Source organism: Streptomyces scopuliridis RB72 (assembly GCF_000718095.1).
Lineage (GTDB): Bacteria > Actinomycetota > Actinomycetes > Streptomycetales > Streptomycetaceae > Streptomyces > Streptomyces scopuliridis.
This window is the reverse complement of sequence record NZ_JOEI01000024.1, coordinates 69856-90144: the sequence shown is the minus strand read 5'-3', so window position 1 is coordinate 90144 and position 20289 is coordinate 69856. Positions and strand designations below refer to the sequence as shown.

Genomic DNA, 20289 nt, shown 5'->3' with positions numbered 1-20289 from the left:
GAGAGCTACCTCGCCGGCCTCCACCTCCGCGCCTCCATGATCTGGATCAACGACCTGCTGAAGGCGACTGATTGATCACGACATCACACAGGCCCTAGGTCCTGTCGTCAAACTCCCGTCGTCCGTCCGTCCGTCCATCCGTCCGTCCGGAGGGCGGGCGCCGCGGCGTCAGGTGCGTGCTCTGGGGGGCCTCCCTGCTCGGAAAGCTTGGGGGAGTGCATGGCGTCGCGGCGGAGGCGGGAGTCTGACGACAGGGCCCAGGGGCGGGGCTGGAAGCCTGACGGCGCCCGGTCATGAAACCTGGTGAGCCGCCGGTTTCCCTCCACCGAAGCATGCTGCTGCCGGACACCTCGAAGATCTCGACGTCATCCCTGCCGCGCCCCCGCCAGCCGCCCCCGCGCGGCGGCCTGGATCCGGGAGGGCCCGAGCCCCCACTGGAGGGTGCGTCCGACGGCCGTCGCCAGGGGCCGGTCCCAGCCGGTGCGGACGGGGGCCGGGCGGTGGATGCCGAGTTCGGTGCGGGCCCAGTCGGGGAGGAGTCCGACCGAGGCGTTCGTGAGCAAGCCTACGACCAGCCGCTCCCGTCGTGTGCGTCCGAAGCGGCGGAGGAACAGTACCGAGTCCAACGCGGCCGGGGTGGCGTGGAGTTGGGGGCGGAGGCGGGCCAGGTAGTGCTCGGCTTCGAGGGACGCGCGCGGTACGTTCCGAGCGCCCAACGCCTCGGCCATGGGGGCGGCTTGGCGGTAGTAGGCGTCGCACTCGGCGGGGGTCAGCCGGAGCGGCCGGGGTGCGTAGGTCTGGTGGCCGGCGAGGAAGCTGCGTACCTCGGCGGTGTGCACCCAGGTGAGCAGGTCGGGGTCGTCCGCGCGGTACGGCCGGCCGTCGGGGGCGGTGCCGTGCACCCGGGTGTGGATCCGCCGGACGAGGTCGATCACCTCGCGGGCGGCGGCCGAGGAGCCGAAGGTGGTCGTGGTGATGAACCGTACGGTTCCGTTCAGCCGCCCGACCGGATCGGCGCGGAAGTCGGAGTGCTGGTCGACCCCCGCCATGGCCAGCGGATGCAGCGACTGGAGCATGAGCGCGGCGAACCCGCCGGTGAGCATCCCGGTGGCATGCCCGTGCACCCGCCACACCGGGTCCCCCGGCGCGATCCCGAACAGCCCCGGATCACCGGGCGGCCCCGCGTACCGCTCCAGCTTGAGATCCCCGCCGTGCGTGGTCGCCGTGAGTTCCGCCGCGATCCGTTCCCGCAGTCCCACCAGCACCTCCAGGGTCCGTGTCCCTCAGCCGAGGGTACCGACCCGCCCGGCGAGCACGGCGACGAGGATGAGCAGCCCGCACAGGGGGTTGGTGCCGAACGCCCGCCCGCAGGCTCCGACGTCTGCGGGGTCGGCCCGCCATACCTGCCATCCCAACTGCCCCGCGACCACGCACAGTCCGGGCCAGTACAGCGGCCCGAGCCCGGCCACGACCCCAAACCAGGCGAGCAGCACCACACACCCCGCGTACACGCCGCCCACCAGCACCCGGCTACGACGCCCCAGCAGCACGGCGGCCGACCGCACCCCGGCCCGCACGTCGGCCTCCCGGTCCTGGCAGGCGTAGATCACGTCCGTCCCCACGGCCCAGCAGATCAGCGCCCCGTACAGCACCCCGCCCCCGAGCCCGAGCCCTCCGGTGAGCAGGCCGTACACCAGCGGCACCGTCCAGTTGATGGTGATCCCCAGCCACACATGCGGCCAGTGGGTGACCCGCTTCATATACGGATACACCGCCGCGAGGGGCGCCCCGGCCGCCGCCCACACCACGGCCTCCACACTCCAGAACCCCATCACCAGCGGAGCGACGGCACCGACCACGACGCACAGCACCAGTGCCCGCCCGGCCGGCAACCGCCCGGAGGCGACGGGCCGCCCCGCCGTACGCGGCACCTGTGCGTCGAACCGCGCGTCCAGCACATCGTTGAGCCCGCAGGCGGCCCCTCTCGACAGCACCCCGTACACCAGGAGCAGCAGCCCGAGCAGGCCCCCGTCCCGGGGCCCGGCTATCGCTCCCAGGGCGATCCATCCGGGGACCACCAGCAGCCAGGCCCCCACCGGCCGGTCCAGCCGCAGCAACTCCAGATACGGCCGCACCCCGGCGGGGGCCCGCCCCACCAACCGGGCGGCACGGCCTTGGGCCGGGACGTGAGTCGGGACTTGGGCCGGGGCTTGTGAGGCGACGGTCATACCGATCCATGCCCCTTTCCAGGGGGATTGTATGCTGATCGGTCCAACCTAGCCCCGGCTAGGCGGTGTCTTCAAATGATCTTGATCGGTGGATCATGTTCGGGTGATACGTCGACATGAACTGTCGGATGCCGAGCGGGAGTTCGTCCCGCCGCTGCTGCCCAAGTCGTCGCGGGGCAGGAAGCGGCAGGACGACCGCACCGTGCTCAACGGGATCGTGTGGAAGTTCCGTACCGGGACGGCTTGGCGGGACGTCCCTGAGCGGTACGGTGCGTGGGCCACGCCGCACACCCGGTTCCGTCGGTGGGCCCTGGACAGCACGTTCGAGCGGATGCTCCAGGCCGCCCAGGCAAGGGCGGACTCGACCGGCGGCATTGACTGGCTTGTGTCGATCGACTCAACCGTGGTCCGTGCCCACCAGCACGCCGCCGGGGCCCGAAAAGGGGGCTCCGTAACCGGTGACTCGGTCGGTCCCGAGGTGGCCGGACCAGCAGGATTCACCTGGCCTGCGATGCCCTGGGGCGCCCGCTCGCCTTCACTGTCACAGGCGGGAACACCAACGACTGCACCAGTTCACCGCCGGGGGGGGGGGCACGGCGGCCGATGCCGGGGCACGGGCTGGGCCGTGTCAGAGGTGGGTGCGCAGGAAGCTGTCGATCTTTGTGACCGCCGGGTCGACGTACTCGGGGCGGTCGTAGAAGTCGAAGTGGGTGCCGCCCTCGATCAGGAACAGCTCCTTGGGTTCCTGTGCCTTGCTGTAGGCAGCCTCGCTCTGCGAGAGGGTCTCGGCGTCGGACCCCGCGACGAGCAGCAGCGGGGTGGGGGCCAGGAGTTCGATGACGTCGAGGGCGGAGAACTGGACCATCTTGTCGTAGGACCAAAGGAGGAGCTGGTTCCTCCAGGCGGGGTCCTGGTTGCGGTCGCTGAGGTAGTACTTCTTGCCGTTGTTGACCCACTGGCCTGCGTCGCCCGGCGGCATGAAGGGCAGGTACTGCGCCTCACCGCCCCGCGCGTACGCCTCGCGTGCGCTCTGAGCGATGTTCATCATCTCCCGCCAGTCCCCCGCGTAGCCGTCGGTGATGGTGGCGCGGAGGTCGGGCAGGCCGCTGACCGTGGCCACGGCCTTGATCCGACGGTCGGCCACCGCGGTGTAGGGGACGTAGCCACCGCCGCCGCAGACGCCGACGGCCGCGATGCGCTCACGGTCCACCTCCTCCCGGCCGGCCAGGAAGGTCACCGCGTTCTTGATGTCCTCGGACTTGGCGAAGGGATTCTCGTCGCAGCGGGGTGTTCCCTCGCTGTCGCCGTAGGTGGAGTGGTCGAACGCCAGGGCCACGTAGCCGAGCTTGGCCAGACGCGTGGCGTAGGCGGCCGGGGACTGCTCCTTGGTTCCGGAGGCCGCCCCGACCACGATCACCGCCGGTGCCGCACCGGCGTCCCTCTCGGGAAGGTAGAGGTGACCGGCCAGGCGGTTGCCATTGCTGTCGAACGTGATGTCGCCGCGCATCTCTGATGTGCCTTTCCAGGGAAGTTTTCCGGGGTCGACATCGAGCATCGAGCCAGACCAGCGCGCTGACCAGGGGAAAGAGTCATCCTAGGAAGGAACCTTCCCAGGATGCATACTGCTCTTCCAGTCGATCCGTCCCAGGGAGAAGATGGGGTCATGAGCGCACGCAGCGACCGTCCCAAGGAACTTGGCGCCTTCCTCAAAGCGCACCGCAGCCGCCTCGACCCCGGCGCTGTCGGACTGTCCGGCACCGGACAGTCGCGTCGCGTCCCGGGCCTGCGCCGCGAGGAGGTGGCCCAGCTCGCCATGATCAGCACGGATTACTACACCCGCTTGGAACAGGGCCGCCTCGCCGGAGCCTCCCCGGCCGTCCTGGACGCCCTCGCCGGTGCCTTGTGCCTGGGCGAGAACGAGCGCAGCTACCTGTTTCAGCTCGCCAACAAGAACGACGAGCGCCCCCGCAAGAACCCGGACACGGAGCGGGTGCGCCCACAGCTCCAGTTGCTGCTGGACAACCTGCGTGACAGTCCCGCCCTCGTCCTCGGCGGCTACCTGGACATCCTGGCCTGGAATCCGCTTGCCACCGCGGTGTTCCTCGACTTCGCCCAAGTGCCCCGCCACGAACGCAACTTCCTGCGGATGCTCTTCCTCGACCCCCGGGTCCGCGGACGCTACATCGACTGGCCCTCCCTCGCCCGGATCTGCGTCGGGTTCGTCCGTGCGGCCGTGGACGGCCCCAGCGAGCCCAGGATCTCCTCTCTGATCGGCGAACTCTCCCTCCGCGACCCGGACTTCCGCACCTGGTGGGCCGAGCAGCACACCAGCTACCAGACCACCGGGACCAAAACCCTCACCCACCCCGACACCGGCCCCTACCCCCTGGACTGGCAGGTGCTCCGCACACCGGACGAAACCCAGGTCCTGATGGTGATGACCGCCCCACCAGGAACCCACAGCCTGGACGTGCTGCGTCGGCTCCACCCCCAGACCGACCCCGCCAACCCCACCACCTGACCAGCCGACCAGCCGACCAGCCGACCAGCAAGGCTTTCGGTGTGGCAGCGCGCGGATGCCCCACACCAACCGAACGGGCACCAGCCGCGCTCACCCGCATTCCGCGAGATAAGTCCACTCTTGCCCGACCGTCCGTTACAGGCTGATGTGGACGGGGCCCCCAGTGTGTGAGATCCCGTCGAGGACGGTGGAAGGGATACGGAAGACGCGGCCGGGGGCTGCGGGCCAGGCGAGGGTGCGGCGGGTGATGACGCGCCCATCCTGACGGACGGTCACCTTCGGGAAGCGCACGAACTCGTCGGGCCACAGCAGGAGTCGGCCGCGGGCCGGTGCCGGGTCGTCGGGTCGAAGGATCTGTGGGGCGACCCAGCGGAAGGGGGAGCCGACGGTCAGGCGGACGCCCGCGGTCGGTGGCTGTTGTCCGTGAAGGTGGTTGATGACCTGCTGGGCGACATGCTTTCCGTCGAGCGCGGCAACATCGGCGGTGTCGACCGGGTGGAGCATGTTGCCGACGGCGAAGACTCCGGGGCGACTGGTGCGCAGCGCGGTGTCGGTGAGGGGGCCGAGGGTGCTCTCGTCGAGAGCGATACCGGCGGCGCGCACGAGTTCATGGTCAGGGATCCAGTCGCCTGTGAAGACGACGGTGTCGCATGCGACGGTCCGCCGCTTGCCGGTGTCGAGGTGCTCGATCTCGACGGCCTGGCAGCGGCCCTTGCCGATGACCTTGGTGACGCGGCTGCGGGTCGCGACGGGGACGCGCAGCACTGTGCGGCCAGCCGCGTTGAAGGCGCCGTAGGACTCCGCCTTCGGGTACTGGCTGATCATGAGGGCTGGGGTGCAGCCTGCCTGGCGCAGGGTGAGAGCCGCGGACCAGCTGACCAGTTCGCCTCCGACGATGACGGCTCGTTTGCCGACGGGCTGGTGGTGGAGGTGAACGAGGTTCTGCAGCTGCCCGGTGGTGTAGACGCCGTGCGGGCGATCGCCGGGGATGCGGCGTGCGGTGCGGGGTCGCTCGCGTGCGCCGGTGGCCAGCACGATGGCCCGGGGACGGATCTGGTAGCGGCCGTCGGGGCTGGTGACGTCGAGAGTGTGCTCGTCGGACCAGCCGGTGACCATGGTGTTCGTCCGGATCTCGGCTTTCGCCCGCGTGGCACGGTCCACGAGGTGGCGGGCGTAGACGGGGCCGGACATCACTCGGTGCAGGTCGCGCAGGCCGTAGCCGGTGTGGTCGCTGTGCCGGGGGATGCCGCCAGCGGCGTGCTCGCGGTCGACGCAGAGGATGTGTCCGGCGCGGCGGTCGGCGAGTTCGGCGGCTGCGGTGAGGCCTGCGGGGCCGCCTCCGATGATGAGGACATCGGGCTCGATCAGGGGCAGCTGGTAGGTCATCGGTTGTCCTTGTGCTGGTTGCTGCAGCCGTCGTGGGTGTGATGCTGGGTGCGCAGGGCTGCCACGGCCGCGCCGCAGAAGAAGCCCTGGCAGCGCCCGTTCATGGCGCGGGTGCGGCGGCGCAGTCCTTCCAGGCCCCGGGCGGGCACAGGCGCGTGGCAGGCGTCACGGATCTCGCCCTCGGTGACTCGTTCACAGAAGCAGACGATGGTGCCGTAGGCGGGGTCCGCGGCGATGCGTTCGGCGTCCTGGTAGGGACGCGGGGCGGCTTCGCCGATATTCGGCATCTGCGGCGGATCGGGCAGGCCGCTGCGGCTGCGCAGTGCCAGGCCGGACTCCTCCAAGAGGCCGCTGACGTGTTCGGCGATGGCGAGGCCGGCGGTCAGGCCGGTGGAGCGAATGCCGCCGACGAGGAGGTAGCGCTGCTCGGGGGTGGCCTCGATCAGGTAGTCGGGATGGTCGATCGCGGCGCGCAGTCCGGCGTAGCTGGCGGTGACTTCTTCGGCGAGCAGGCGCGGCATGAGACGTTCGCCCTTGGTGAGGAGGAAGTCGTAGCCGTCCTCCGAGGTCGCGGTGTTGGTGCGGTCGGTGAGGTCCTCCGCGGTGGGGCCGAGCATGACGTTGCCGTAGATGGTCGGGGAGATCAGTACGCCCTTGCCGCGGGAGGAGGGTACGGGCAGGACGATCTTGTTGACCATCGGGCGCGTCAGTTTGTCGAAGACGAAGAGTTCGCCTCGGCGGGGGGTGACGGTGAAGCGGTCATGGCCGAAGAGCCGGTCGATGTGATCGGCACCGAGACCGGCGGCGTTGACGACCCAGCGGGCCCGCACCTCACCTTGGGCAGTATGCAGAGTGGTCACGTCGGGGGCGTGGTCGATGCCGGTCACGCCGTGCTGGAGCAGGATGGTGGTGCCGCGCTGCTGGGCGTCGGTGGCCAGGGCGAGGTTGGTCGTCCAGGTGCAGATGATGGACTCGTCCGGGACGGTGAGGCCGCCGAGGGCTCCATCGCCGAGGTCGGGAATGCTCTGGTAGACCTCGTCCGCGCCGATGATCCGGCAGTGCTCGTAGCCGTTGGCCTCGGCCTTCTCCTTCAGGCCGGGCAGTGCGTCGAGTTCTTCCTGGTTCCAGGCCACCAGCACGGCACCGGTGTGCTCGACGGGGATGCCGGTGGCTTTGGCATAGGCGCTCAGCAGGTGGTATCCCCGGGCGACCAGGCGGGATTCGAGGGTGCCGGGCTTGGCGTCGAAGCCGGTGTGCAGGATCGCGGTGTTGGCTTTGCTTGTGCCGTCGCCCACGTCGTCGCGGGCTTCGAGCAGCGCCACCGAGACCTCGCAGCCGGACAGCTCGCGCGCGATCGCCGCGCCGACGATGCCTCCTCCGATCACCGCGACGTCGAAGACGCCGTCGTCCGGACGGTGGGGGGTGGCGGTCATGAGCGGTCTCCCTTGGCGGCACAGGCTGTGGCAGCTTGTGCCCATGTGATGCGGAATTCCTGGGCCCGGTCAGCGGACCAGCGGGGTTCGTATACGGTGTTCGGTTCCCAGTCTCCGATGGCTTCTCTGAGACTGAGCGTCGGGTCGAGCGCGCAGCGCGCGAGGGCGGCGGCGCCGAGAGGGGTGGCGTGCGCGCTGGGGTAGATGTCGATGGGGATCTGGGCAATATCGGCCTGGGCCTGCATGAGGGCGGCCGAGTTGGTCAGACCGCCGTCCGCTCGCAGCCGTGTCAGGGGACGGCCGAGGTCGTGGCCCACCAGGGCGGCCAGCTCGGTGACCTGTGCTGCGATGCCCTGCAGCAAGGCAAGGATGAGGTGTTCGCGCCGGGTCGCCAGCGTCATGCCGGTGAAGGAGGCGGTGGCGTTTGGTGTCCACCAGGGGGCGGCGAGCCCGGCAAAGGCCGGCACGCACAGTACGCCTTCGCTGTCTGCCGCGACCAGCTGGTCGAGCTCGGTCGCGGACTGGACGAGGCCGAGGTCCTGCAGCCAGCGCACGGCGGAGGCAACGGTGTAGACCTGGCCGTCCACGCAGTACAGGGTCTGTCCGTCAGCCTGCCAGGCCACCGACGTCGTCAGGCCGGCGCTGGAACGTACCGGCTCCGGGCCGGTGTTCGCCAACAGGAACGCGCCGGTGCCGTACGTGCACTTGGCGGTCCCCTGTTCCAGGCACGCCTCCGCGACCAGGGCGGCCTGCTGGTCGACGATCAGTCCGGCCACCGGCACCTCCTGACCGAAGGCACGTGTGGTGCCCACGATTTCGTCGGAGGCGACGATGCGGGGCATGCGTTCCGCGCCGAGCTCGAACCAGTCGGCGAGTTCGCCGTCCCAGGCGGCACTGTCCAGATCGAAGATGAGGGAACGGCCGGCGGTGGAGGCGTCCGTGACGAACTCTCCCGTCAGGTGGTGCACCAGCCAGGTGTCAGTGGTGGTGACCACTCCTTCGCGGGTGAGATGTCGGCGCAGCCAGGCCATCTTGGGCGCGGAGAAGTACGGGTCGAGGACGAGCCCGGTGCGTTCGGCGATGGCGGCGGAGTGCTCGGCCAGCTCGGTACAAATGCTCTCCGCGCGCCGGTCCTGCCAGACGATGGCCGGGGACAAGGGGGTTCCGGTAGCGGGGTCCCAGGCCAGGACGGTCTCTCCCTGGTTGGCCAGGGCCACAGCGGCGATCGGGCGGCCGGCCATGTTCACCGCGCGACGGCCGGCCGTCAGGACGGAGTCGAGCAGCTCGTGGGGGTTCTGTTCCACACCGCCACCGGGCAGGTAGGTGGGGCGGACGGTCTCCTCGGCGATGGCGACGGTTCCCCCATCGGCGTCGACGACGATGGCTTTGGTGCCCGAGGTGCCCTGGTCGATGGCGAGGATCGCCGTCACTGGAAGGTCCTTTCGGCTGCGGCCCCCACCGGCGCCGTCCCGGCGGTGTCCAGGGCACGGTCGACATCAGCCATGTCGGGCATCGTCAGACTGTCACGGCCGCGGCGGATGATCAGGACTGCGAGGTAGACGGCACCGATCCCGCACAGCACCAGCACGTAGATCCAGGGGGCACTGAAGGAGGCATCCCGGAAGATCAGGAGTTCGTAGACCAGCCACACAGCGGCCAGGACGAGGACCGGGATCTCCCAGCGGCCCAGCGAGAAGCCTTTCGACGGCGGCAGGGAGCGGCGCTTTGCCGCGTACATCGCCACGGTGCCGGCGTAGATGACCGCGGGCAGCAGGGTGGCAGCTGAGAACAGTTCGAACAGGGCGTCCGTGGAGCGGGAGAAGACCGCGAGAATAATCTGCGCGATCAGCATCATGAAGATGGTGGCGTTCAGAGGCGTCGCGGTGCGCCGGTCGATGCGCTTGAGCAGGCGCCAGCCGGGGAAGCGCTCATCCCGGGACATCGCGTAGACGAGGCGGGTGCCGCTGAGGGTGATTACCAGCCCGCAGGAGAAGATCGAGATCACGACCAGAACCAGCAGGATCTTGCCGATGACCGATCCGAGTACGGCGGTGATGACGGTGGCTACGGGGGTGGCCGATGCGCTGACGCCGTCGATGCGGCCGGCTGCGGCAGTGACCGCGATCAGGAACAGGAAGCCGAGCACGCCCAGGGAGAGCACCGCCTGGACCATCGCCTTGGGGATGACTCGGGCAGGATCCTTGGTCTCCTCGGCCAGGTTCGCCGCAGACTCGAAGCCGACGATCGTGAAGGCGCCCAGCAGGAACGCCAGGGCGAATGGTCCTGCCTCGGTGGCGCCGCCCAGCCCGTAGTAGCCACTCGCCGGCACGGTTCCGGTCTCGAAGAGGTGAGCGAAGTCCAGCTTGCCGGTGAAGGCGCCCACCGCGAACAGCAGGACGGTCAGGGCGATCATGCCGATGAGCTGCATGGTCACGGCCGCGTTGTTGACCCGGTGAGTGGTTCGCGTAGAGATCGCCACCAGCAGCGCCTGCAGCAGCACCACGCCGGCTGTGATCACCCAGGCGTTCTGTGTCGTGCCGACATAGCGGAACAGCTCTGGGAGAATGGTGGAAGCGATGGTGTAGTCCACTGCGACCACGACCACGCCGAGAAACGCGAACGAGATCCATCCCATGATCCAGCCCCACACGGGACCGACGATCCGCGACACCCACTGATAGGAGTAGCCGCTGATCGGAATGCGGGCTGCGAGGGCGCCGAAGACAAGGGCGATGGCCAGCTGACCGATCACCGAGATCGGCCAGGCCCAGATGCCGCGCGGCCCCGAGGTGGCGAGCACCGCGCCGTACGTGGTGAAGATGCCGGTCGCAATGGACACGAACCCGAACGCGACGGAGAACGACGCATACCAGCCCAGTTCCCGCGCCATCTCCTGGCGGACCTCGGTCACTGCGGCAGGCTGCCCGGCTGCTCTCGACCCCTGAGGGCCGGTTTCTGCTTGTGCCATGACTTGCTTCCCTGCTTTCAGGGTGCCCGCCCACACAGCGGGGGGGCCAACGGATGGTATGGACCAGAGAGTGATGGGCCAACTTCCAGGACCGCCGGGGGTTTGTCGGAGGTTATCTGCCTGGCCCCGGCGCGGATCCGTTGGTGCACGTGATCTGCAGCCGGGAGGTGGGCACGCCCACCGTTGACTGTTTCCATGGGTTCTTGACCGCGAATTTCTGGAAGTGTGGACTGTTGCCCGCGCGCCGTCAAGACTTCACGCCGTCGCCACTCGCCTGAAACGACCCGTAACATCCCGTTGACCTGCAGAGAATGACCGCTCACCCTTCGCGGCGGACACAGAGGGGCAGGAGGGACGAGCCATAAGGCAGCCGCTGGCGTTACGATGCAGCCACAGATCCACAAGAACAGTCACACGAGGGGGTGTGCCGTGCTCCCCGTTGAGCGGCACCGCAGGATCGTCGCAGAACTCTCCCAGTTCAAGTTCGTCACCACGGACGATCTCACCGCGCTGCTGGGCGTCTCCCATGAGACGGTCCGCAGGGATCTCGCCCAACTGGAACGCCGGGGAGAACTGACCCGGGTACACGGCGGCGCAACCAGTCCCGAAGCCCTGGTCGGCGAAGAAGCACCCTTCAGCGAACGAAGCGGTGCCATGGCCGAGGAGAAGCGGGCCATCGGCCAGGTCGCGGCCACATTCATCGAACCCGGCCAGACCATCATCATCGATGTCGGCACCACCGCCCTCGAAGTAGCCCGCGCCCTGCCCGCCGACCATGCGGGCGTCATCGCCACACCGTCCCTGCTCGTCGCCGCAGAAGTCAGCACCCGCCCCCGAGTCGAGGTTCTGGTCAGCGGAGGGAGACTCCGGGCAGGTGACCTGGCCTGCTCCAACGCCCATGCGGTCGAGTTCTTCAGCAACCTGCGGGCCGATGCCGTGTTCGTGGGGTCCGGCGGCATCGCCCCTTACGGCCTCACCGACTTCCACCTCGACGAAGTCGCGACCAAGCGAGCCATGCTCACCAACGCCTCACACCGCTACGTACTGGCCGACTCCAGCAAGTTCGGACGCACCGCCGCACACCGCGTCTGCGATTTGAGTGGCTTCGACACGCTGCTCACAGACCAGGACTGCCCACAAGAACTGCACACTGCCATCAGCCGCAACAGGGGAACCATAGTGGTGGCCTGACCAGCACCACCTGCCCGGCCATCGGCCTTTTGTGAGCCGTCGGCGGCGACGGCAAGACCGACGCCGGCCGCCGGGCATACGGCAGGGAGCCAGCCTGCGGGAACCCCGCCGGGACCAACCGGACCGCCGCGAAACTTCCGCCGATGCCAGGCGAGTGCGGGGTCGGAGACACCGCGCTCCGCTGGTGCGGGACGGCCGTAGCGAGACCGGAGTGGAGCAGGAAGCCGGGCAGGGGCGCGGTCGGGTCCATGGCCCATCAGTCTGTTTGAGCCCCCTGGCCCGGCGCTGATGAGCAGGAGTTGTGTGTGGGGCTGGTGCGGTGGGCGCGCCGGTGGGCTCCGGGTGAGCGGCCGAGGGCGCGCCGGAAGGCTTTGCTGAAGGCGTATTCGGAGCCGTAGCCGACTCGGGTGGCGACGGATGCGAGGGGGAGGTCGCTTTCGCGGAGGAGGCGCGCGGCGAGGGTCATGCGCCAGCGGGTCAGGTACGTCAGTGGGGGTTCGCCGATCAGTTCGGTGAACCGGCGGGCGAAGGCGGTGCGGGACAGTCCGGCTTCGCCGGCCAGGCAGCTCACTGTCCACGGCGAGGCCGGTGAGTCGTGCATGCGCAGGAGGGCGGTGCTGACGGGCGGGTCCTTGAGGGCCCGCGCCCACCCTGTGGCTCCCTGTGCGGCCTGCCGGTCGTACCAGGTGCGCAGACTGAAGATCAGCAGCAGGTCCAGCAGGGCCGGTACCGCCGCGCTGGTTCCCGGACCGCTGTGGTCCAGTTCGGTGCCCAGCAGGTCGACGACGGAGCGCAGCGGGTCGCCGGTCGCCGCACGGGCGGGAAGACGGATGACCGGGGGCAGTTGGGAGATGAGGGGGTGGGGCCGGGCGCGGTCCAGGGTGTACATGCCGCACAGCATGAGTGTGGAGGGTTCGGCGCCGGGTGGCGGGCCGGTCAGGGGCCAGGTCTCCGCCGGGTCGGTGACGCAGACATCCGACAGCGGAGTTCCAGGCTGGTCTGCCAGGGCGTAGCCGTCACCGCTGGCGGCGAAGACGACATCGCCTGCGCCCAGTTCCACGGGACTGCCGCCGTGGGAAGGCCGCATCCAGGCGGTGCCCTGGAGGACCACGTGGAACCCGGCTCCGGGATCGCCGACGAACCGCAGGCCCCACGGGCCGTACAGGGCGGCCCGCCGTGCGATCGGTGTGCCCGTCCGGATGGAGGTGATGACGTCTCCCACGATGTCCACCGGACCAACCTACGGCGGTACGCACCCTTGCGCGATTGTCCCGCTTCACACCCACCCTCGGGACGACCGGACATCTTTCCGGGCGTTCTGAGCATCCACTGTCTCAGGGCCGTCCTCGACACTCGTGAGTGAGAACGATCTTTCCCTACCTGAGGAGCAGGTTGATGACCGCGGCGAAGACTTCGGACGACTGGGCAGCCGGCGAGTCCCTCCACGGCAGGCGTGTCCTGGTCACCGGTGGCACCCAGGGGCTGGGAGCGCAGATCGTCGCGCGGCTGGCCCGGGCGGGCGCCACGGTGATGACCACAGCCCGGACCACACCGGACAATCTTCATGACCCGGAGCTGTTCGTCGCGGCCGACCTGTCCACCACGGCAGGTGTCGAGACGGTCGTGGCCCGGGTCCGTGAACGCCTCGGTGGCGTAGACGTGCTGATCAACAACGTGGGCGCGAGCCTGACCGCGGGCGGGTTCGCCGACATCGACGACGGTCAGTGGGCCCAGATCCTGGACACCGCCCTGATGGCGGCCGTGCGTCTGGACCGCGCTCTGGTGCCGGACATGGTCGCGGCGGGCCGCGGCGTGGTCCTGCACGTCACCACGATCCAACGCCGTATGCCGCTGACGGATGTGCGACTGGGGGGCCCGGACGACGTCCCGCAGAACAGCATCCCCCTGACCGCGGCCAAGGCCGCCCTGACCGCCTACAGCAAGGGCCTGGCCACCGAGGTCGCGCCCAGCGGCGTACGCGTCAACACGGTGGCCCCGGGCTTCATCCAGAAGCCCGCCATCGAGGAGATCGCCGATCAGATCGCCGCTGTCACCGGTTCCGACCGGACCACCGTGCTGCGGCAGTTCGCCCACGCCATGGTGCCGGGCGGTATCCCTCTGGGCCGGCCGGTGACCACCGCGGAAATCGCCGAACTCATCGCCTTCCTCGTCTCGGACCGGGCGCCTTCCATCATCGGTGCCGAGCATGTGATCGATGGCGGCACGCTCCCGGTCATCTGACCCACCACGCGCACACGGCCTCCGGCCCACGGCGCACAGTCCGCGCCGGATCCGGCGACCGTGAGCAGCCCCCCGTCCGCCTTCGACCCACCCGACGCCTGCCCGAATACCGGAGAGAAGAAAGCCGGGAACACTATGACCGAACGCGCAGCGATGATCTGAGTCGTCAGTCCTTCTTGGCCCAGTAGTCCGTCAGCATCTCGCCGAGCCAGGCGGGCTCAAGGATGGTCCCGCGCGGGTACGAGGCCGCGCGGACGGAGTAGATCCCGTCCTCGGTGCCACCTGCCCGCCACATGACGACGTAGGTGACCGATCCCGCTCAATCCGGCTGCCCCGGCCGCATGCGCCCACTAGTGGGTACGACTCTCAGCAGCGCGGGCGGCGTCACGGCGTTCGCGCAGATCGTGAAGGTCTGGCTCCAGCGCGACCGGCGGCGGTCGGTGACGGTGGCCGTCTCCGAGAGCGAGACTGGGAAAGTCGTACGTATCGAGGGAGACGCGATCTCGAATGACGTGCTGATGGCGGCTCTGAACGGGCAGGAACCGCCGCCCGCCCCGGAGGGGGAGCCCAGGGCCCGAGCGTGACCGCCCAGGACCGCAGCAGTCCGACTCTCGCGAGGCCATCACGCTGACCTTGGGCTCTCCGCGACCCCGCTGGTCGCTCTCGCGCGATCGGCGCCGCCGTACGGACCTGCCGGGAGAACCACGAGTCCGACCGGGAATCGCGAAGACCGTAAGCGACGGCCCCGCAGCATCACACGGAACGAACCGACCCCGGCGTCCGCACAACTTGCTCATTTCATCGATATCGGACGTCAGCAGGACAACTGGTCGCTGCTGACGCAAGGCGGCCACCAGCCACGGCCGCGTCGATGGCGTACTTGTGACCGCGCAGCCCGACTTCTATCAGCAGAGCGGAGGCGGCCTTGGCTCCCTCATCCCCCACGGGGGACAAAGCGCAGACCGGACAGCTTCCCTCACAGCGCCAGGCCCGCTCAAACAGCGACAAGACGAACCCGGCCACCGCAGAGCTTGGTCATGTCGTCAATGTCAGAGGTGAGCATGACGACGGGACGCTGCTGACGAAGGGCCGCCTCGGCCACAGCTGCGTCGATGGCGTGCTTATGACCATGCAGCCCGGCCTCCATCAACAGCGCCGAGGCCGCCTTCGCCTCCTCGTCCCCTACCGGAACGACACGCAGGCCGGACAGCACCCAGTGCAGCCGGGACTTGTTCGTACGCGCATGCACGGCCTCAATGATGGTGAGCGCACAGATCACCACCTCCATGCCCCTGGACCGTGCCTCCGCGACCAAGGCCACCACCGCCTCGTCATCGCTCAGCAGCTTGGAGAGCCCCTCACTGTCGAGGACAAGCGTCCCCTCATGGCTCAGCTTGCGGCGGGCCACTGGCCCTCCTCGGCGAACACCTCATCGAAGACCTGCCGCGCCCGCTGTCGGGCCTGCTCGGAAACCGGCCCCTTACGGCTCTCGTAGTCCGCCAGGTACTCATCAAGCACCTGTCCGCGCAGTTCCCGCTCGACGGCCTCCGCAATGAATGCGGAGAACTCCCGCTTACCGACCCGGGCACGAATCGCCTCTGCGGTCCCTTCGGGCAGAGAGAGGCTGACCCGTGTCGCCGGCCCCTCACCGATGCTGTAAGTCGTCTCGGACATAAGCCCAATGTATCAAACGAGTAGGAAACCAGAAGGGTAAGCAGCACCCACCCGTCCCACCAGGGCGCCCCAGGGGATCAGCGGGGGAGACCAGAGCAGTGAACTCCTTGGGAGACAGGAGCTCCCTGAAGGTTAGTGGGCACGGAAGTGCCCACTAATGGGCACAAAAATGCCCCCTTGCCGCGCCTGGCAGACGCACCCGGCGGCCAGGTGCATCTATCCGCTGATCGAGATCGTCGGGCAAGGCGCCCTGCCGAGTAGCCGAGGGGATTTCTCACCCCTCGGCCCTCACAGATCCGTACGCGACGATCTCTCGTCATACGGCTCTTGTCGTTCTGGTCACCAGACGCGGGGGGCGTGGGTGGTCCAAGCCCAGTGGGCGAAGAACCGGGGTCGTCGTGCGACGGCCTGGTTCCACGCCGTCTGTGCTCTCTTCCTGCCCCGCAGCCGTTTGAACTTCTTGCGCATCCACCGCATCACGTAGGCGTTGACGCGTTCCAGGAGGGGATGGAGGGCCGAGTCTCCATTCGACCCGGGGCGGTTCACGCAGACGTTCCTTCTGGCGTTGGAGGCGCGGGGCCTGGCAGGTATCCCGCAGACCATGCTCGGTTTCTACGCAGATGTCGTTCGTGAGGTCCTCGGTGTCCCGGACGAGCTCAAGCTGCTGTTCGGCATCTCGTTCGGCGCGGCCGATCCCGCAGGACCATCGAGCCGTTACCGCATGGGAAGGGTGCCGATCGAGGAGAGTGTCGTCCTGCACGACACCCCCGGAGTCTTTGACCGCCGGCGGACAGCCGGCTGACCCCGCGGCCTCCCATCGCCAAGGATCATCTCCGCGACCCGCTCGTGGTGCTTGTCGTGGTCCCCCGCCGGGCAGCGGGGGACCCGTACGATGTCACGCTTCCGAGGCTCCCCTCACCATGGCAGGTCCAGGCCTGTTCCGGTGTGGTCGGAACAGGTGAAGGTGCCGGTCGGGCCGCCGTCCGGGAGGGTGGCCATCCGGACCGGCATCACAGCGCCCTGCTCCAGTGTCAGGATGCCGGAGTGGTCGTTCGCGTCGGTCGGAACCCAGTTCGGTGAAACCGCGTTGACGAGGATGCCCTCCTCGCGCAGTTCATTGGCGTACATGATGGTGAGGGAGTTCACCGCGGCCTTGGAGAGGCTGTAGCCGAGGATGACGGGGAAGCCGCCGTCCGGGAAGGCACCGGTCGGGTCGTGGTTCTCCGCGGCGGCGGTGAGGGAGCCGATCACGCTGCTGATGTTCACGATGCGGGCCGCGTCCGAACGGCGCAGCAGCGGCAGCATCGCGTTGGTGACCGTGATGCAGCCGACAACGTTGGTCTCGAAGCCGCGCCGTACCTCGTCGACCGGGGTCTGGCTGGGGGCTCGCCACGGGGTGCTGATCCCGGCATTGTTGACCAGGACGTCGAGCCGGCCGTACTCCTCTTCGATCTGTTTGGCGGCGAGGGCGACGGTGGAGCCGTCGGTGACGTCGAGTCGCAGGAAACGCACGTCGCGGCCGGCTGCGCGCAGTTCACTCTCGGCCGCCCGTCCGCGTTCCTCGTCCCGGGCGCCGAGATAGACCGTCATACCGAGGTCGGCGAGTTGCTGGGCGACAGCGCGTCCGACGCCTTTGTTGGCGCCGGTGACGACTGCGACGCGCGGGCTGGGGCTGGGGCTGGAGGGGTTGATCACGGAGAACCTTTCCGGGTCGTGGTGAGGGCGGTGGGGTGGTCGGCCGGCTGCGAAGAGCCCCCGACCGGCGCGGTGCGGCGCATCGCGGCGCCGGCCAGGAAGCCCAGGAGAAGGACCGCGATCAGGGGGATCAGGGTCTCCTTCGCCGCTTGCGTCAGTCCGTTCTGGACGGCCTGTTCGGCGAGTTGCCGCACCTGGCGGGCCAGATGCCTGGGCAGGGCCGAGGACGTTTCGGTGTCGGGAGCGCCTGCCGTCCGGCTGGTTGTGTCCCGTACGTACGCCAGGAAGTCCTGGCGGTAGCGGGCGGGCAGCTGTGCGGACGCGGCGTCCGCCTCGTGGGCCGTCGCGGTCACGATGCGCACCTGGAGCAGGACGCCGATCGTCGCGCTGCCGAGGACCGCGCCCAGTTGGCGGGCGGTGAAGAAGATGCCCGAGGCGGCTCCTCGGAGGTCAGCGGGGACGGTGCCCATCGCCACGTTGTTCACCGGGACGAGGACGAGTCCCATGCCGAGCCCGCACACCAGCAAGCCGGGAATGAGCTGCCAGGGCGGGAGCTCCGCCTCGGCCTGGAGTGCGATGACGGCCAGGCCCAGTGCCATGCCCAGCAGACCGGACATCACCAGGTACTTGCCGTTGACGCGGTCCGAAAGACGGCCGATGAACGGGCCCATGAGGCCGGACACCAGGGCCATCGGCGCGGTGACCAGTCCGGCGCCGGTCGGGGAGAGGCCGAGCGCGGACTGCATGTAGATGACCAAGGGCAGGAACATGCCGGTTATCGCGAAGCCGAGGGCCGCGGTGGTCAGGGCGCCCATGGAGAAGTTGCGGTCGGCGAAGGTGCGCAAGGGCACCAGTGGCTCATTTCGGGTGACGCGTTGCCAGACCACAAAGGCGACGAGGAGGGTCACCCCGACCGCGATGACCTCGAACACCGTGATCGGTCCGAGGAGTTCGCCCCAGTGGTACGTCTGGCCGTTCTGGACGCCGAAGACGATCAGGAACAGTCCGGCGCCGGAGAGCAGGATGCCGGGCATGTCGAAGCGATGTGCGCGCCCCGGACGCCAGTCCGGTATGACCAGCAGGCTCAAGGCCAGTGTGGCGACGCCGACCAGGACGTTGACATAGAAGATCCACTGCCAGCCGAGGCCGTCCACCAGGACTCCGCCGAGCAGCGGGCCGGTGACGGTGGCCAGGCCGGAGGCCCCGCCGAGGAAGCCCATCGCCCGCCCGCGGTCACCACCGGGGAACAAGTGCGTGATGAGCGTCAGAGTCTGCGGGGTCAGCAGCGCCGCTCCCAGGCCCTGCGCCGCGCGTGCGGCGATCAGCGTCTCCACGCTCGCGGACAGTCCCGCGCACAGCGAGGCACCGGTGAACACGGCCAGTCCGGCGACGAACACCCGCTTGGGGCCGTAGCGGTCACCGAGCCGGCTGGTGAACAGCATGGGCACGGCATACATGAGCAGATAGACGCTGGTGACCCACACCACCGCGTTGAGACCCGTGTTGAGGTCGCGCACCATGGTCGGTACCGCCACGGACACGATCGAGGTATCCACCACGATCATGAACAGCCCCAGAGACAGGGCGGCCAGCGCTGCCCATGGGCCGGCGGCGCGTGATCCGCGCCCGCTCGTCGACATGTCCTTCGTGTCACTCATAGCTTCCGCTCAGCCGGCCCTTTGGATCGTTTCCGGATATGCCGTGTCAGGTCATGCCGGAGGGGAGAGCCGGGCGCTGTGTTCCCTCGACGTGGACCGATCCCGCGGCGTCCGCCCGGCCGCCCGGCCCGGTCCGACCGCCGGTGGACGCGGTCGGACCGTGCGTGCTCAGGGGCGGGCCCGTGCGAGGGGCCGTGAGCCGCGGTGGGGGTGGTTCGTTCGGTCCGTCAGTAGCGGACCGCCCCGTAGTCGATCCCCTCCGCGGGATACGTCGCGCTCCGGCGGGCGAGCCCCCGCATCCGCTGCCTCATCTCGTCGGCGGGGAGGTGATGCAGATCACCGTGGCCCGGCAGCACCCACTCGAAGGTCAGTTCCTCGGCTCCGCGGGCCACCGACTCCGCGAGCGTCCTGATCGAGTCGTAGACGACGCTGTGGGCCACTTCCAGGGTCTGCTGGGAGTTCGACCAGAAGAACGCGTCGCCGGAGAAGCAGAACTTCTCGTCCGCGATGAACAGCGTGGTGCCCTTGGTATGTCCGGGGAAAGGGTGGGCGATGACGCCCGGTCCGATCTCCACCGGGTCCGTGCCGCGGATGACGTGGTCCGCGTCGGGGAGGGAGTGCAGGTCCCCCTCGTGGATCCACAGCCGGGCCTTGAAGGCGTCGGCGTATTTGCGGGCGTGCGCGACGTGGTCGAGGTGGGTGATCAGTACGTCGGTGACCTTCCCGACGCGCTGCTCGTAACGGCGGGCGAGCGCGGGCCGCCAGCGCGGGGTGTCGATCATCATCGCGGTGCCGTCGGGGCGACGCAGAAGGTACGAGGTGGCGCCGTAGGTCTGCGGCGAGGCATGCCCGCACAGCAGGACGGTCCCGTCCTCGTCCAGCGCCTTCGGGTACGGGTCCGAGTCCGCGCCGAGGTCGTCGGCCGGCGGGTGCACGGACCGGGTGGGGCAGGCGTGCGCGGCCAGGTACAGCTTCTCGACGTCGGCCTCGGTCTCCGGCTGGCGGATGACGGTCGACAGGCCCCCGTACTCTCCGCCCTCCTTGTAGCCGATCATGCCGGGGGCGAGCTGACGGGCGATGTTGCAGTTCAGACAGCGGTCGTCGACGTGCCAGCCTTTCTCCGCGTCCGCCGCCTGGGGTTCGTTCTCCGTGTGGGGTTCGTTCTCCGTGTGGATGGTGCTCATGAAATTCCGCTCTCGTGCGTAGGGAACGCCTGGGGTTCGGGCGCCAGGTCCGGTGGTGCCGAAGACTTCGGGGGGTACGGGCATGCCGTACGTCACCCGGCGGTCGTCGG

19 protein-coding genes and 2 pseudogenes are annotated in these 20289 nt (G+C 69.0%); 6 read left to right on the top strand and 15 right to left on the bottom strand.

Features of this window, described 5'->3' with window-relative positions:
* Positions 1–365: 365 nt before the first annotated feature.
* Both IF11_RS0127375 and IF11_RS0127370 read right to left on the bottom strand, forming a co-directional pair.
* Positions 366–1259 carry an oxygenase MpaB family protein gene (locus tag IF11_RS0127375; protein WP_240627587.1) on the bottom strand — a complete coding sequence of 298 codons (894 nt, stop codon included), beginning with the start codon at positions 1257–1259 and terminating at the stop codon, positions 366–368.
* Between the two features lie 24 nt (positions 1260–1283).
* The gene (locus tag IF11_RS0127370; RefSeq protein ID WP_030354411.1) at positions 1284–2228 is read right to left on the bottom strand and encodes a 4-hydroxybenzoate octaprenyltransferase; all 945 of its coding nucleotides are present in this window, start codon (positions 2226–2228) and stop codon (positions 1284–1286) included.
* An 88-nt stretch (positions 2229–2316) separates the two neighbouring features.
* Between IF11_RS0127370 and IF11_RS43285 the strand changes: the two are divergent.
* A pseudogene (locus IF11_RS43285) lies at positions 2317–2676 on the top strand (IS5 family transposase); the annotation flags it as partial.
* A gap of 180 nt (positions 2677–2856) precedes the next feature.
* Here IF11_RS43285 and IF11_RS0127365 read toward each other — a convergent pair.
* Positions 2857–3735 carry an alpha/beta hydrolase gene (locus tag IF11_RS0127365; RefSeq protein WP_030354410.1) on the bottom strand — a complete coding sequence of 293 codons (879 nt, stop codon included), beginning with the start codon at positions 3733–3735 and terminating at the stop codon, positions 2857–2859.
* A 156-nt stretch (positions 3736–3891) separates the two neighbouring features.
* Between IF11_RS0127365 and IF11_RS0127360 the strand changes: the two genes are divergently transcribed.
* Entirely contained in the window at positions 3892–4749 is an 858-nt protein-coding gene (locus IF11_RS0127360) for a helix-turn-helix transcriptional regulator (protein WP_030354409.1), read from the top strand.
* 135 nt (positions 4750–4884) lie between these two features.
* On the opposite strand, the gene IF11_RS0127355 is transcribed toward IF11_RS0127360, so the two are convergent.
* Genes IF11_RS0127355 through IF11_RS0127340 form a run of 4 tightly spaced genes read right to left on the bottom strand, consistent with a single transcriptional unit; the run spans position 4885 to position 10479 of the window.
* Positions 4885–6135 carry an NAD(P)/FAD-dependent oxidoreductase gene (locus IF11_RS0127355; protein WP_030354408.1) on the bottom strand — a complete coding sequence of 417 codons (1251 nt, stop codon included), beginning with the start codon at positions 6133–6135 and terminating at the stop codon, positions 4885–4887.
* Positions 6132–7568 (bottom strand): NAD(P)/FAD-dependent oxidoreductase, encoded by a 1437-nt coding sequence (locus IF11_RS0127350; RefSeq protein WP_037728703.1) that lies wholly within the window; start codon positions 7566–7568, stop codon positions 6132–6134. The genes IF11_RS0127355 and IF11_RS0127350 overlap by 4 nt, the downstream gene beginning before the upstream one ends.
* Complete coding sequence (locus IF11_RS0127345; protein ID WP_030354406.1) at positions 7565–8998, bottom strand: FGGY family carbohydrate kinase; 1434 nt, start codon at positions 8996–8998, stop codon at positions 7565–7567. Before IF11_RS0127345 ends, IF11_RS0127350 begins: the two co-directional genes overlap by 4 nt.
* A complete protein-coding gene (locus tag IF11_RS0127340; RefSeq protein WP_063759244.1) occupies positions 8995–10479 on the bottom strand; it encodes an APC family permease in 1485 nt (494 codons plus the stop codon). Before IF11_RS0127340 ends, IF11_RS0127345 begins: the two co-directional genes overlap by 4 nt.
* Positions 10480–10920: 441 nt before the next feature.
* On the opposite strand from IF11_RS0127340, the gene IF11_RS0127335 reads away from it, so the two are divergent.
* Complete coding sequence (locus IF11_RS0127335) at positions 10921–11727, top strand: DeoR/GlpR family DNA-binding transcription regulator (RefSeq protein WP_206300594.1); 807 nt, start codon at positions 10921–10923, stop codon at positions 11725–11727.
* Between the two features lie 256 nt (positions 11728–11983).
* Here the strand turns inward: IF11_RS0127335 and IF11_RS0127330 are convergent, their stop codons facing one another.
* Entirely contained in the window at positions 11984–12958 is a 975-nt protein-coding gene (locus IF11_RS0127330) for an AraC family transcriptional regulator (protein ID WP_051746269.1), read from the bottom strand.
* A gap of 164 nt (positions 12959–13122) precedes the next feature.
* Here IF11_RS0127330 and IF11_RS0127325 point away from each other — a divergent pair, with 164 nt between their 5' ends.
* Complete coding sequence (locus tag IF11_RS0127325) at positions 13123–13968, top strand: SDR family oxidoreductase (protein ID WP_030354402.1); 846 nt, start codon at positions 13123–13125, stop codon at positions 13966–13968.
* Between the two features lie 166 nt (positions 13969–14134).
* Here IF11_RS0127325 and IF11_RS42760 read toward each other — a convergent pair whose 3' ends face one another.
* Positions 14135–14263: a hypothetical protein gene (locus IF11_RS42760; RefSeq protein ID WP_276311262.1), complete on the bottom strand. Its 129-nt coding sequence runs from the start codon at positions 14261–14263 to the stop codon at positions 14135–14137.
* A gap of 10 nt (positions 14264–14273) precedes the next feature.
* Between IF11_RS42760 and IF11_RS41060 the strand changes: the two genes are divergently transcribed.
* Complete coding sequence (locus IF11_RS41060) at positions 14274–14552, top strand: effector-associated constant component EACC1 (protein ID WP_276311263.1); 279 nt, start codon at positions 14274–14276, stop codon at positions 14550–14552.
* A gap of 171 nt (positions 14553–14723) precedes the next feature.
* Here IF11_RS41060 and IF11_RS43430 read toward each other — a convergent pair.
* The 3 genes and pseudogenes from IF11_RS43430 to IF11_RS0127305 all read right to left on the bottom strand — a co-directional run.
* Positions 14724–14938 (bottom strand): annotated as a pseudogene (locus IF11_RS43430) (DNA-binding protein); the annotation flags it as partial.
* A gap of 24 nt (positions 14939–14962) precedes the next feature.
* A complete protein-coding gene (locus tag IF11_RS0127310; protein WP_030354400.1) occupies positions 14963–15376 on the bottom strand; it encodes a hypothetical protein in 414 nt (137 codons plus the stop codon).
* Positions 15358–15642, bottom strand: coding sequence for a hypothetical protein (locus tag IF11_RS0127305; protein ID WP_030354399.1), 285 nt, complete (start codon positions 15640–15642; stop codon positions 15358–15360). The genes IF11_RS0127310 and IF11_RS0127305 overlap by 19 nt, the downstream gene beginning before the upstream one ends.
* Before the next feature lie 487 nt (positions 15643–16129).
* Here IF11_RS0127305 and IF11_RS37040 point away from each other — a divergent pair, with 487 nt between their 5' ends.
* Positions 16130–16444, top strand: a complete 315-nt coding sequence (locus IF11_RS37040; protein ID WP_078490954.1) for a nitroreductase family protein — start codon at positions 16130–16132, stop codon at positions 16442–16444.
* Positions 16445–16557: 113 nt separating this feature from the next.
* Here the strand turns inward: IF11_RS37040 and IF11_RS0127290 are convergent, their stop codons facing one another.
* From IF11_RS0127290 to IF11_RS0127280, 3 genes are all read right to left on the bottom strand, one after another.
* The gene (locus IF11_RS0127290) at positions 16558–17337 is read right to left on the bottom strand and encodes an SDR family oxidoreductase (RefSeq protein ID WP_240627556.1); all 780 of its coding nucleotides are present in this window, start codon (positions 17335–17337) and stop codon (positions 16558–16560) included.
* Entirely contained in the window at positions 17334–18995 is a 1662-nt protein-coding gene (locus IF11_RS0127285) for a DHA2 family efflux MFS transporter permease subunit (RefSeq protein ID WP_240627557.1), read from the bottom strand. The genes IF11_RS0127290 and IF11_RS0127285 overlap by 4 nt, the downstream gene beginning before the upstream one ends.
* Positions 18996–19222: 227 nt before the next feature.
* Complete coding sequence (locus IF11_RS0127280) at positions 19223–20179, bottom strand: MBL fold metallo-hydrolase (protein WP_051746266.1); 957 nt, start codon at positions 20177–20179, stop codon at positions 19223–19225.
* Positions 20180–20289: the final 110 nt, after the last annotated feature.